The 11,841-nt window shown below is 66.3% G+C and carries 11 protein-coding genes and 1 tRNA gene; 8 read left to right on the top strand and 4 right to left on the bottom strand.

From position 1 onward, the window contains the following. Window positions 1-12 precede the first annotated feature (12 nt). From AC4GYS_RS05720 to otsA, 7 genes are all read left to right on the top strand, one after another. On the top strand, window positions 13-519 hold the full coding sequence (locus AC4GYS_RS05720; RefSeq protein ID WP_491108129.1) for a PH domain-containing protein: 507 nt from the start codon (window positions 13-15) through the stop codon (window positions 517-519). Then, the gene (locus AC4GYS_RS05715) at window positions 519-2,060 is read left to right on the top strand and encodes a PH domain-containing protein (protein ID WP_491108128.1); all 1,542 of its coding nucleotides are present in this window, start codon (window positions 519-521) and stop codon (window positions 2,058-2,060) included. The genes AC4GYS_RS05720 and AC4GYS_RS05715 overlap by 1 nt, the downstream gene beginning before the upstream one ends. Beyond that, on the top strand, window positions 2,057-3,808 hold the full coding sequence (recJ, locus tag AC4GYS_RS05710) for a single-stranded-DNA-specific exonuclease RecJ (protein WP_491108127.1): 1,752 nt from the start codon (window positions 2,057-2,059) through the stop codon (window positions 3,806-3,808). The genes AC4GYS_RS05715 and recJ overlap by 4 nt, the downstream gene beginning before the upstream one ends. 42 nt (window positions 3,809-3,850) lie before the next feature. Next, a tRNA-Glu gene (locus AC4GYS_RS05705) sits at window positions 3,851-3,925 on the top strand. Window positions 3,926-4,011: 86 nt separating this feature from the next. Further along, a complete protein-coding gene (gene otsB, locus AC4GYS_RS05700) occupies window positions 4,012-4,749 on the top strand; it encodes a trehalose-phosphatase (protein WP_491108126.1) in 738 nt (245 codons plus the stop codon). After that, window positions 4,746-6,527, top strand: a complete 1,782-nt coding sequence (locus AC4GYS_RS05695; protein ID WP_491108125.1) for a glycoside hydrolase family 15 protein — start codon at window positions 4,746-4,748, stop codon at window positions 6,525-6,527. Before otsB ends, AC4GYS_RS05695 begins: the two co-directional genes overlap by 4 nt. Beyond that, window positions 6,524-7,897 carry an alpha,alpha-trehalose-phosphate synthase (UDP-forming) gene (otsA, locus tag AC4GYS_RS05690; protein ID WP_491108124.1) on the top strand — a complete coding sequence of 458 codons (1,374 nt, stop codon included), beginning with the start codon at window positions 6,524-6,526 and terminating at the stop codon, window positions 7,895-7,897. The genes AC4GYS_RS05695 and otsA overlap by 4 nt, the downstream gene beginning before the upstream one ends. Here otsA and AC4GYS_RS05685 read toward each other — a convergent pair. Next, window positions 7,894-8,667 carry an EAL domain-containing protein gene (locus AC4GYS_RS05685; RefSeq protein WP_491108123.1) on the bottom strand — a complete coding sequence of 258 codons (774 nt, stop codon included), beginning with the start codon at window positions 8,665-8,667 and terminating at the stop codon, window positions 7,894-7,896. The two genes, otsA and AC4GYS_RS05685, sit on opposite strands and share 4 nt — an antisense overlap. 126 nt (window positions 8,668-8,793) lie before the next feature. On the opposite strand from AC4GYS_RS05685, the gene AC4GYS_RS05680 reads away from it, so the two are divergent. Further along, complete coding sequence (locus AC4GYS_RS05680; protein ID WP_491108122.1) at window positions 8,794-9,477, top strand: 6-phosphogluconolactonase; 684 nt, start codon at window positions 8,794-8,796, stop codon at window positions 9,475-9,477. 3 nt (window positions 9,478-9,480) lie between these two features. Here AC4GYS_RS05680 and fghA read toward each other — a convergent pair whose 3' ends face one another. From fghA to AC4GYS_RS05665, 3 genes are read right to left on the bottom strand one after another with little or no spacing between them, the layout of a single operon-like run. Beyond that, window positions 9,481-10,317, bottom strand: coding sequence for an S-formylglutathione hydrolase (fghA, locus tag AC4GYS_RS05675; protein WP_491108121.1), 837 nt, complete (start codon window positions 10,315-10,317; stop codon window positions 9,481-9,483). Then, the gene (locus AC4GYS_RS05670) at window positions 10,314-10,712 is read right to left on the bottom strand and encodes a VOC family protein (protein WP_491108120.1); all 399 of its coding nucleotides are present in this window, start codon (window positions 10,710-10,712) and stop codon (window positions 10,314-10,316) included. The genes fghA and AC4GYS_RS05670 overlap by 4 nt, the downstream gene beginning before the upstream one ends. Window positions 10,713-10,725: 13 nt before the next feature. Beyond that, on the bottom strand, window positions 10,726-11,838 hold the full coding sequence (locus AC4GYS_RS05665; protein WP_491108119.1) for an S-(hydroxymethyl)glutathione dehydrogenase/class III alcohol dehydrogenase: 1,113 nt from the start codon (window positions 11,836-11,838) through the stop codon (window positions 10,726-10,728). Between the last annotated feature and the right edge of the window lie 3 nt (window positions 11,839-11,841).

The raw sequence follows: 11,841 nt of genomic DNA, 5'->3' as shown, positions 1-11,841 counted from the left end.
TATTATAAAGCTATGACAGCTGCCGTCGCAGAATTCGAAGAACTGACGTCGGGCACCGGCCTCGAACCCGTGGATCGCGGCTACATCAACGTGCTCCGCGGACGGACGCTGATGAGCTGGCTGCCGGTCGTGATCGGCGCGCTGGTGCTTGATGGTGTCGGACTCGACGGCACTCGGTGGCAGGGGGCGCTCAGTGTTGGCGTACCCCTGCTGGCGCTCATCACGGTGGTCACAGCGCCGCCGCGCATCTGGAAGCGGCTGGGCTACCGCCTCCACCCGGCCTTGCTGCAAGTCGTGCGCGGCTGGCTCTTTCATGCCGACACGGTCGTTCCCTTCGTTCGGGTCCAGCATATCGACGTGACTCGTGGCCCCCTCGACAAGCTGTTCGGCACGGCGACGCTGATCGTCCACACCGCCGGCACGCACAACAGCATCGTCACCCTGCCCGGTCTCGCGCCGGAGCGGGCGGGAGAAATCCGCGATCTTATCCGCGGCCACATCCGTTCGGACCTGGACTGATGGACGCGCCGGTGAGCGCGGACCTCGCCGCGCCCGAGCGGCTTCACCCGCTGATCCTGTTGACCGGGCTGGGCGGCACTCTGCGCGGCGTCGCCGGGGGCTATGCGGGCATCGGCTATCTGGCGGTGACCGGCCGGCTCGAAATCGCCCTGATGCTTGCCGGCTTCCTCTTCGTCGGCCTGCTGATCGGCCTGTTCCTCTACTGGCGGCGATTCGAATATCGTGTCGGCGCCCATGAGATCCGGATCGACAGCGGCATCATCAGCCGCACCCACCGCTCGATCCCGTTCGACCGCGTGCAGGATGTCGACCTGGAACAGGGCCCGATTGCCCGGCTGCTCGGCATCGCCAAGGTCAGGTTCGAGACGGGCGGCGCCAGCGCCGGTGGCAAAGAGGAAGGCGTGCTGCCGGCGATCGCCCTCCGCCGGGCCGAAGCGCTCCGCGACCATGTCCGCGCTCGCCGCGGAGTTCAGCCGCACCCGCACGCCGAAGCCGCGGAGGAACAACCAACAGTCTTCGCAATGGATCTTCGCCGCGTACTGCTGGCCGGATTGTTCAACTTCAGCCTGGCGATCTTCGCCGGACTGTTCGGCGCTACGCAGACGATGGGCGACCTGATCGGCTTCGATCCATTCGAGCGGCAATTCTGGGAACGACAGCTTAGCGGCAACCCGCTGGTCGAATATGCCGCACAGCACCGGGTGGCCGCGGTTTTGGCAGGGCTTGCGCTGCTGGTCGCGGCCGGCCTCGCCACGGGTCTGCTGCGCACGCTGCTGCGCGACTACGGGTTCCGGCTCGATCGCAGCGGCAATGGCCTTCGCCGCCGGCGCGGCTTGCTGACCAGAACGGACGTGACCGTTCCCATCCGCCGGGCGCAGGCAGCACTGATCCGGACCGGCCCGATCCGCGACGCGTTCGGATGGGTGGAATTGAAGTTGCAGAGCCTTGCGCAGGACGAGGGCGGCAAGGGCGACACGGTTGTTGCCCCGCTCGCCAGCCATGCGGAAAGCCAGCGCATTCTGGCCGAACTCGATTGGCAGACCGCTCAGCCGGAAGCTGGGTGGGAGCGCGTTTCGAAGGCTTACATCTGGTCATTGGCGCTTGGGCTTGCCCTGCCGTTCATGATCGTTGCTTCGGCGCTGGGGGTCCTCATTGCCTTTCCGATCTATCTGGCCCCGGGGGTTCAGGATCAGATCCTCGAACGGCTCGCACCTGCGCTGATCGCCCTCTCCATCCTGCTCGGCGCCATGCTGCTTGGCGTTGCCGCGCGCTGGCTGGCGTGGCACCGGACCGCGTTCACCTTTGCCGATGATGCACTGCATGTGCGGACCGGCTGGTGGCGGCGGCGAACAACGATCCTCCCGCTTCGAAACGTCCAGAGCGTCGATCTTACCGAGAATGTGGTGAGCCGGCGCTTCGGCATTGCCCAGCTGACAGTCGGGGTTGCCGTCGGCACCGGCTTCTCCGGCCATTCCATTCCCGCCCTGCCGCGAAAAAGGGCGAGTCAGGTTCGCGACGCTCTGCTATCCCGCTTCGCATGAGTTTTGCCTTGGGGGTGGAAAGGTCGCTGGGCGGACAGCCCTGGCGCTGGCGGCGGCCGCAGGACGGGGAACTGACGCCGGACGCGCTGGTGGACGAACTGCTGCTCGCCCGCGGAGTGGAGCGCGCCGATCTTGCGCGCCACCGCCAGCCCACCATTCGGGACTTCCTGCCCGACCCCTCCGTGTTCCGGGACATGGACAAGGCGGCGGCCCGGGTCGCCGATGGGATCGAACGGGGCGAGCAGATCGCGATCTTCGGCGATTACGACGTCGACGGCGCGACCAGTTCGGCGCTGTTGACCCTGCTGCTGCGCCGGCTCGGGATCGACCCGGTCACCTACATCCCCGATCGAATGACCGAGGGTTACGGCCCCAACGCCGCCGCCTTGCTCCAGCTCAAGGCCGGAGGGGCCGGACTCGTCATCACCGTCGACTGCGGCGCGCAGGCGTTCGACGCATTGCAGTCCGCGCATGATGCAGGGCTCGATGTGGTCGTCGTCGATCATCACCAGTGCGCCTCTGCCCTGCCCCTGTGTCACGCGTTGGTGAACCCGAACCGTCTGGACGAGGACCAGCTTGGCGCGGCGCACGGCCATGTCGCTGCGGTCGGAATGGCTTTCCTGCTGGGAGTGGCCCTAATTCGGGAGTTACGTCGCCGCGGGCATTTCGCGGCGCGGCCGGAGCCGAAGCTGCTCGATCTGCTCGACCTGGTGGCGCTTGGTACCGTGGCGGACGTCGCCAAGCTTCACAGCCTCAATCGCGCGTTCGTCGCGCAGGGCCTCAAGGTCATGGCCGGCGCGCAGAACATCGGCCTGGCCGCCCTGGCTGACGCCGCCCGGCTGACCAAGGCACCCAGCTGCCGCGACCTGGGCTTCGCACTCGGGCCGCGAATCAACGCGGGGGGACGGGTCGGCAAGTCGGACCTTGGCGTGCGCCTGCTGACCACCACCTGCGCGCAAGAGGCGCGTGATCTGGCAGCCGAGCTGGATCGTCTCAACGAGGAACGTCGGGCCATCGAACAACTCGTGCTGGACGAAGCCATGCTCCAGGCCGAGCAGCAGGGCGACGCGCCGGTAATTCTCGTGAGCGGCGCCGGCTGGCATCCCGGCGTGATCGGCATTGTCGCGGGCCGCATCAAGGAACGATTCGGCCGCCCGGCGATCGTCGTTGCGCTCGACGATGGGGGCACCGGCAAGGGTTCCGGCCGTTCGATCAGCAAGGTGGACCTGGGTGCCGCGGTTCTCGCAGCGAAGGATAGCGGACTGCTGGTGGCCGGCGGCGGACACGCGATGGCGGCCGGCCTGACCGTCGCTCCAGGCGGGGTCGAGCCACTGCGCGCTTATCTTCAGGATCGGATGGCGGCCGATGTCGAACAGGCTTTGGCCGGCCGTGCCCTGCTGATCGATTCCGTTTGCGCCCCGCGCGGCGTTTCGGCCGGCCTGTGCGAGGCGCTGGACGCGGGCGGCCCCTACGGCGCCGGCTGGCCAAGCCCGCGCATCGTTTCCGGCCGCGCACGTCTGCTCAAGGTCGGAATCGTCGGCAATGGCCACGTTCGCGGGCTCGCCTGCGGCGATGACGGGGCCTCATTCAAGTGGATCGCCTTCCGCTCCGCCGACACGCCGCTCGGCCAGGCCCTGCTTGCTACGCCCGGCGATCGCCACCTGTGGCTCGCCGGATCGATCAAGCGGGACGAGTGGAACGGTGGCGACAAGGCGGAAATGCACCTCGATGACGCCGCACTCGCTTGACCGCCACGGACCGCTCCCCTAAGCGCACCTCCGCCTGTTCATGGCCCCTTCGTCTAGCGGTTAGGACGCGGCCCTTTCACGGCTGAAACACGGGTTCGATTCCCGTAGGGGTCACCACCACCTTCCTGCGGTGGCGATTTGACGACAGAACACCGGCATTTGAAATGGTGGCCAATCGCCGCTTCAGCGGGCAAGGCAGCCCGATGCTAGCCAAGCCGCCTGCGACCCTTCTTTCCAGCGCAAGCCTGTTCCTCGATTTTGACGGAACGCTGGTCGAACTCGCCCCATCGCCGGATACGATCGCAGTCGATGGCGGGCTCACAAGCCTGCTGGACCGTCTCGGCGAATTGCTGGACGGCCGCCTGGCCATTCTCACTGGCCGTTCGGTCCGCGACGTGCGTTCCTACCTCCATCCGACCGGTCTTGCGGTCGGGGGCAGCCATGGGCTGGAGCATGCGGAGGCGGGCGAAGACCCGGCCGCCGTCGATCGCCCCGCGTCACTCGACGGCGTGATCGAACAGTTACGGCGATTGCAGGCCGCTCATCCCGGCGTACTGGTCGAGGAAAAGCCGCTTGGCGTTGCGCTTCACTTTCGGCAGGCCCCGCACGCCGAGGAGCTATGCCGGGCCGCGGCGATGGAGGCTGCGACGGCCACCGGCCTCGAGCTCCAGCCCGGAAAACTGGTGTTCGAACTCAAGCCTGCGGGAGCCGACAAGGGCCGGGCGCTTTATCGCTTCATGCAACAACCGCCCTTTGCCGGAACCCGCCCGATCTTCCTTGGGGACGACCTCACCGACGAGCACGGGTTCGCCGCTGCCCGCAGGCTTGGCGGTGCCGGCGTCCTGGTCGGCGATCAGCGGCCGACGGAGGCGCTTTATCGCCTGCCCGATGTGGACTCGGTCATGCGGTGGCTGAACGAAGCAGTCGAGGCGCTGGCATGAGCGATCTCAACCTCTGGCCGATCGGCAACTGCCAGGTCAGCGCGCTCATCGATCGAGCCGGCTCATTGGTCTGGGCTTGCGTTCCACGGATCGACGGCGATCCCGTCTTCTCCAGCCTGCTGGGCGGCGAGCAGCCCGAGCATGGCTTCTGGGCGATCGATCTCGACGACTGCGTGTTGGTGGAGCAATCCTACCTCCGCAACACGCCGATCCTGATGACTCGCAAAACGGACGCCAACGGCAGCGCCATCGAGATCATCGATTTCTGCCCGCGCTACCGCCGCGACGGACGAACCTATCGGCCGGCCGCGTTCGTTCGGCTGATACGGCCGCTCAACGGAAGTCCGCGCATCCGGGTCCGGCTCCGTCCGACCCGCGACTGGGGCCGGCCCGCGGACCTGCTTCCGGGCGGTTCCAATCACTTGCGGGTGGCCAACTCCGACATGAACATGCGCCTCACCACCAACGCCCCAGTCGGCCTGATGCGGGAGGAACGCATGTTCCGCCTGGAACAACCGCTGACCTTTTTCCTGGGACCGGACGAAAGCTTTAGCGGCGAGCTTCACCGGTCCGGACAGGACATGCTTGCCCGCACCACGTCGGAATGGCGCGAGTGGGTCCGGGGCCTGGCGACGCCGCTGGAATGGCAGGAAGCCGTGATCCGCTGCGCCATTACGCTCAAGCTTTGCCAGCATGAGGAAACCGGTGCGATCGTCGCGGCCCTAACGACTTCGGTGCCCGAACACGCGAATTCCGGCCGTAACTGGGACTATCGCTACTGCTGGGTGCGCGATGCTTATTATACCGTCCAGGCGCTGAACCGGCTCGGTGCGCTCGATGTGCTGGAGGGTTACCTTCAATATCTCCGCAACATCGTCGACTCCGCCCGGGGCGGACATATCCAGCCGCTGTACGGCGTCGCCGGCGAGGCCACTCTCGCCGAGCGCGAGGAGCCCGGGCTGCCGGGGTATCGCGGGATGGGTCCGGTTCGGGTCGGGAATCTTGCCTTCGAACAGGTTCAGCACGACGCCTACGGGCAGATTGTTCTGTCCAACGTGCAGGCCTTTTTCGACGAGCGTTTGTTCCGAAAATCCACCGTCGAGGATTTCCAGTCGCTCGAACAAGTCGGGGATCGGGCCTTCGCGCTTCACGATCAGCCCGACGCAGGGCTGTGGGAGTTGCGCGGCCGCAAGCATATCCACACCTACTCTGCTGCCATGTGCTGGGCCGCCTGCGACCGCCTGTCGCACGCCGCCATTGCCTTGGGCCTTCACGATCGGGCTGCCCATTGGGCGGATCGGGCGGAGGTCATCCGCCGGCGGATCGAGGGCGCAGCCTGGCGGGAGGACAGCAAGCGCATGTCGGCCACCTTCGAAGACGACAACCTCGATGCCAGCCTCATCCAGCTGCTCGACCTGCGCTTCCTCTCCCCCGACGATCCCCGCTTCGAAGGAACGCTGAAGGCGGTGGAGGATGGGTTGCGGCGCGGATCGCACATGCTCCGCTACGCGACGGAAGACGATTTCGGCCTGCCGGAAACTGCTTTCAACGTTTGCACCTTCTGGCTGATCGAAGCCCTGCACGCGACCGGGCGGGAGGAGGATGCCCGCGCGTTGTTCGACGAGATGCTAGCACGTCGGACCGACGCCGGCCTCCTGTCCGAAGACATCGACCCGCAATCCGGCGAATTGTGGGGCAACTATCCGCAGACCTACTCGCTGGTTGGAACGATCAATTGCGCCGTCCTACTCAGCAAACCCTGGAGTGCCATTCGATGAGCCGCCTGATCGTCATCTCCAACCGGGTCACCGTCGCGTCCGACGGATCGCAGGGCGGGCTTGCGGTCGCGCTGACGTCCGCCCTTCGCCAATCGGGCGGGCTGTGGTTCGGGTGGTCGGGCGAACAGACCGAAGAATTCAGCGGGCAGATCACATTTCGCCGCGAGGGCGGGGTCACGACGGCAACGGTGGATTTGGAGGAACAGGACGTCGACGAATATTACAACGGCTACGCCAACCGGACGCTTTGGCCGCTGTTTCACTATCGGATCGACTTGGCGGAATATGAGCGCGACTTCGCCGGTGGCTATCAGCGGACCAACCAGCGCTTCGCGGATACGGTCCTCCCGCTGATTGAGCCGGACGACGTTGTCTGGGTGCAGGATTATCACATGATCCCGCTGGGGCGCGAGCTGCGGGCCCGCGGGTGTCGCAACCGGATCGGCTTCTTCCTCCACATCCCGTGGCCCCCACGGCGCCTGCTCGCGACGCTGCCCGAGGCAAATGAGCTGGTCCGGTCGCTCGCCGCTTATGACGTGGTCGGCTTTCACACCGACGAATGGCTGCAGAGCTTCGTCGACTATGCCGTCGCGGAATGCGGTGCGACCTATGCGGACGAAGTGCTTCAGCTGGACGGCCAGGAGGTGCGCCTGCTGACCTGTCCGATCGGCATCGACGCCGCCGAGTTCAGCGAGCTTGCCAGTAGCGAAGAGGCCCGCGCCACCTGCGATCGGATGCGGGAAAGCTCCAACGGCCGGGCGCTGATCGTCGGCGTCGACCGGCTCGATTACTCCAAGGGACTGGAGGAGCGGTTCCAGGGCTACGAGCGCTTTCTGGTGGAAAACCCCGAGGAGCGGAAGGAAGTGTTCCTCCTGCAGATCGCGCCGCCGTCACGCGGGACGGTGGAAAGCTACCAGCGCATCCGCAACGAGCTGGAAGGACTTTCCGGCCGCATCAATGGGGCGCACGCCGATCTCGACTGGGTGCCGATCCGCTACGTCAACCAAGGCTACCCGCGCGACGTGCTGGCCGGCGTTTACCGCTCCGCGCGGATCGGGCTCGTCACCCCGCTGCGTGACGGGATGAATCTGGTCGCCAAGGAATTCGTCGCCGCGCAGGATCCCGAAAACCCCGGCGTGTTGATCCTTTCGCGTTTTGCCGGTGCGGCCTGTCAGCTGCCGGATGCCCTGTTGGTGAATCCCTACAGCGCGGAGGAACTGTCCGACGCGATTCGCACTGCGCTGGCCATGCCGCTGGGTGAGCGAAAGCGGCGTTGGCAGGCGATGTTCGATAACGTCCAGACCGAAGACGTGATGTGGTGGCTGAAGCGCTTCACGGACGCGCTGGTGCCGGCAGCAGTCCAGGCCTAGCCGGCCGCGCGGGCGCTCGCGGGGCGGTGGCGATGCGCGACTCCGGCGCGACGCAGCCGGTCCGGGTAAGGGGGTAGCGCCCCCAGCGTCGGCTTGCCGAACAGATACCCCTGGACATAGCGGACTCCGAACAGGCGAAGCACGGCCAGTTCTTCCTCCGTTTCCACGCCCTCCGCGATGACCTCGGTCCCCAGCCGCCGCATCAGCAGCACCAGGCTTTCCAATATTGCGCGCTTGCGGTTGTCGCGGTCGATGTCGCGGATCAAGTCCATGTCGACTTTGACCATGTCGGTGTGCACGGTCGACAACCGGGCAAGGCCTGCATGACCGGTGCCGAAATCGTCGATCGCGGTCGTGAAGCCAAGTTCCCGATAGGCGCTGACGATCGCCTGGATATGAGCCGCGTCGACCTTTTCGTTTTCGCTATATTCGAAGATCAGGCGATTGGCCGGAAAGCCAACCTCCCGCGCCGTATCGAGCGTGAGCTGGGCGCCCAGGCGGGGCGAGGTCACGGCGGAAGGCAGGAAGTTGATCGACAGCTTGGCCCCTGTCGCGACGATGCCGGCCGCGGCCGCGTCCCGGATCGCGGTCACCCGGCAAGACTGGTCGAAACTGCCGATCTGCTCGGCATCCACCTGTCCGAGCACGAACGCCGCGCCCTGCCCGTCGCCACCGCGGATCAGCGCCTCATAAGCAAACACCCGTTCACCCTGGAGGTCGATGATCGCCTGAAACGCGGCGCGGGTTGCAAGCTTGAAGCCATTGGTCATGAAGAGCTTTGTAAGACCCAAGCGTAAAGAAACCCGCACCACCGCCACCGAATGGGCGGCAGTCCGCATTTACTTTTTGCGCCGCCCGGTGAAGAGCGGCCACCATTCTGGAAAGAGAGCGCCGCGATGATTGAAGCCGAGTTCTGGGACTATGAGGAGCCGGGCGAGTGGGCCGACGCGGTCGCCGGCGACATTGGCTTCATCGTCGAAAGTGCCGTCGAAGCGCGCGACGCCGCACTGCTTGCGCTGCCCGGCGATGCTCCGGCTGCGGTGCTCGACAAGCTGTCGTCTGCCAAGCTGCCGTGGAAGAAGGTCGCCATCATCGCGACGGACGATCTGCCCGTCGCCGTGGACAACCCCAACAGCCGTGCGCGCGCTCTTGCCCAGCGCTTCCTGCCGCTCGGCGCGCGGGTCGTGCCCTTTGGAACTCCCAACGCCGATCTCGCGATGGCCGGCAACGCGGCCGATGCCCGCCTGCAGGACCTGCCCTGGCCGCCGGACCTTGCCTGGCTGACCGTCGGTTCAGCTGGCGAGGTTGCGGGTCTGGCCGACGGACCGGACCTGCAAAATGCGCTCGATGCCCCCAAGGCGAGGCGCGCCGTCGGCCTGGCGCCCGCTTCGGGCGAGCCGCGCGTGACCTTGACCCGCTCGGCGCTGCTTTCCGCCCGCGCCATCCTGATCACGGTCGAAGGCGAGGAACGCAAGGACCTCGTGGAGCGCGCGATCGCCGATGGGCAGAGCAGCAAATTGCCGGTCGGCCGACTGCTGGCGGAGGCCGAGCAGCCGATCGACATTCACTGGATCGCCTGAGGGCTACCTCAACCGCTCGGCGTGCCAGCCGATATGCTCGGCCATGAAGGTCGAGATGAAGTAATAGCTGTGATCGTAACCGCCATGGCGCCGCAGGGTCAGCGGCTGGCCGGCACTGGCGCAGGCCTCCTCGAGCAGCTCGGGCTTCAGCTCCCGCTCCAGGAATGGGTCGGCCTCGCCGATATCCACCAGGAGGTCCGGCAAGCGTCTGCCCTGCCCGATCAGCGCGACGGCATCGTGCTGCCGCCACTCCGCCCGGTCGTCACCCAGGTAGCGTGAGAACGCCTTCTCCCCCCACGGAACCTGCGCCGGCGCAACGATCGGCGCAAAGGCCGACACGCTGCGGAACGATCCTGGGGAGCGCAGGGCGACCGTCAGCGCGCCATGACCACCCATCGAATGTCCGCTGATTGCCCGCCGGCTCATGTCGAGCGGAAACTGCGCCGCGACGAGGTTCGGCAGCTCCTCGGTGACGTAGCTCCACATGCGGTAATGCCGTGACCATGGCTCCCGCGTGGCATCCACGTAGAAGCCCGCGCCCAGGCCGATGTCCCAGCCCTCTTCGTCGGCCACCCCCTCGCCCCGCGGGCTGGTGTCGGGAGCAAGGAACGCCACGCCATGCTCAGCGCAGGCGGCCCGATATTCGCCCTTGTCGGTCACGTTGGCGTGGGTGCAGGTCAGCCCCGACAGATAGGTCAGCAATGGCACCGGCTGCCGCTCCGCCTGTGGCGGCAGGAACAGCGAGAAGGTCATGGGCGTGCCGGTCGCCCCCGACTGATGGGTGCAGACCAGCTGCCGTCCACCATGGCTCAGCGCCTCGCTGACAATCTCCAACGTCATTGCGCCGGGCGATGGATGGCGCACAGCTTGTTACCGTCCGGGTCGCGGACGTAGCTCAGGTGCATGGCGCCGAGTGCGCCCTGGCGAAGGCCGGGCGGATCTTCGGCCGAGGTGCCCCCGTTCGCCACCGCCGCGTCGTGGAAGGCGCGGACCTGCTCGGGCGAATCGCACTTGAAGCCGATGGTGCCGCCATTGGCGGGGCTGGCCGGCTCGCCATTGATCGGCTCCGACACGCAAAAGGTGCCGCCGTTGTGCCGGTAGAATAGCCGAGCGTGCCCGCTGTCGGCCACGTTGCGAAGTGGCTCGCCGGAGAATCCCAGTGTTCCAAGCACCGCATCGTAGAAGCGGCGGGACCGATCGAGATCGCCGGACCCGACCATGATGTGATTGAACATGCGCCTGCCTCCTTCAGTAAACCACGACCGACCGGATGCTTTTGCCCTCGTGCATCAGGTCGAACCCCTTGTTGATCTCGTCGAGGCTGAGCACATGGGTGATCATCGGGTCGATCTCGATCTTCCCGTCCATGTACCAGTCGACGATCCTCGGAACATCCGTCCGCCCCCTCGCTCCGCCGAATGCGGTTCCGCGCCAGTTGCGGCCGGTGACGAGTTGGAATGGCCGCGTCGCGATCTCCTTCCCGGCCTCGGCAACACCGATGATGATGCTGGTCCCCCAGCCCCGGTGACAGCATTCCAGCGCGGTCCGCATGACCTCGGTATTGCCGGTGCAGTCGAAGCTGTAGTCAGCCCCGCCGTCTGTCAGCTCGACCACCTTGGCGACGATTTCCTCCCGGCTCATGCCCTTGGTATTGAGGAAGTCGGTCATGCCGAACTTGCGACCCCACTCTTCGCGGTCCGGATTGATGTCGATGCCGATGATCCGGTTGGCCCCGGCCAGCCGCGCGCCCTGGATGACGTTGAGCCCGATGCCGCCGAGTCCGAAGACCACCACATTCTCGCCGACCTGGACCTTGGCGGTGTTGACTACCGCCCCGACACCGGTCGTCACGCCGCAGCCGATGTAGCAGCTGGTCTTGAAGGGGGCGTCCTCGCGGATCTTCGCCACGGCGATCTCTGGCAGCACAGTGAAGTTCGAAAAGGTCGAACAGCCCATGTAGTGGAAGATCGGCTGGCCGCGGTAGCTGAAGCGGCTGGTGCCATCGGGCATGACGCCCTTGCCCTGCGTCGCGCGGATGGCAGTGCACAGGTTGGTCTTGCCGGACAGGCACGACTTACACTGGCGGCATTCGGGCGTGTACAGCGGGATCACATGATCGCCCGGCACGACGGACGTCACACCGGCCCCCACCTCACGGACGATGCCGGCCCCTTCGTGGCCCAGGATCGAGGGGAACAGCCCTTCGCTATCGAGCCCGTCGAGCGTGTATGCGTCCGTATGGCAAATGCCGGTGGCCATGATCTCGACCAGCACCTCGCCGGGGCGAGGTCCCTCCAGGTCGACCTCGACGATCTCCAGCGGGCGTTTGGCTTCAAAGGCGACGGCGGCTCTGGTCTTCATGAA

This window comes from Sphingomonas sp. SP1, from assembly GCF_058313395.1.
This window is presented reverse-complemented; position numbering and strand designations above follow the sequence as displayed.

Excerpts from the sequence above, each read along its gene's own strand:
- AC4GYS_RS05720 (WP_491108129.1), top strand. The coding sequence starts at position 13 with ATGACAGCTGCCGTCGCAGAATTCGAAGAACTGACGTCGGGCACCGGC.
- AC4GYS_RS05715 (WP_491108128.1), top strand. The coding sequence starts at position 519 with ATGGACGCGCCGGTGAGCGCGGACCTCGCCGCGCCCGAGCGGCTTCAC.
- recJ (WP_491108127.1), top strand. The coding sequence starts at position 2,057 with ATGAGTTTTGCCTTGGGGGTGGAAAGGTCGCTGGGCGGACAGCCCTGG.
- otsB (WP_491108126.1), top strand. The coding sequence starts at position 4,012 with ATGCTAGCCAAGCCGCCTGCGACCCTTCTTTCCAGCGCAAGCCTGTTC.
- AC4GYS_RS05695 (WP_491108125.1), top strand. The coding sequence starts at position 4,746 with ATGAGCGATCTCAACCTCTGGCCGATCGGCAACTGCCAGGTCAGCGCG.
- otsA (WP_491108124.1), top strand. The coding sequence starts at position 6,524 with ATGAGCCGCCTGATCGTCATCTCCAACCGGGTCACCGTCGCGTCCGAC.
- AC4GYS_RS05685 (WP_491108123.1), bottom strand. The coding sequence starts at position 8,667 with ATGACCAATGGCTTCAAGCTTGCAACCCGCGCCGCGTTTCAGGCGATC.
- AC4GYS_RS05680 (WP_491108122.1), top strand. The coding sequence starts at position 8,794 with ATGATTGAAGCCGAGTTCTGGGACTATGAGGAGCCGGGCGAGTGGGCC.
- fghA (WP_491108121.1), bottom strand. The coding sequence starts at position 10,317 with ATGACGTTGGAGATTGTCAGCGAGGCGCTGAGCCATGGTGGACGGCAG.
- AC4GYS_RS05670 (WP_491108120.1), bottom strand. The coding sequence starts at position 10,712 with ATGTTCAATCACATCATGGTCGGGTCCGGCGATCTCGATCGGTCCCGC.
- AC4GYS_RS05665 (WP_491108119.1), bottom strand. The coding sequence starts at position 11,838 with ATGAAGACCAGAGCCGCCGTCGCCTTTGAAGCCAAACGCCCGCTGGAG.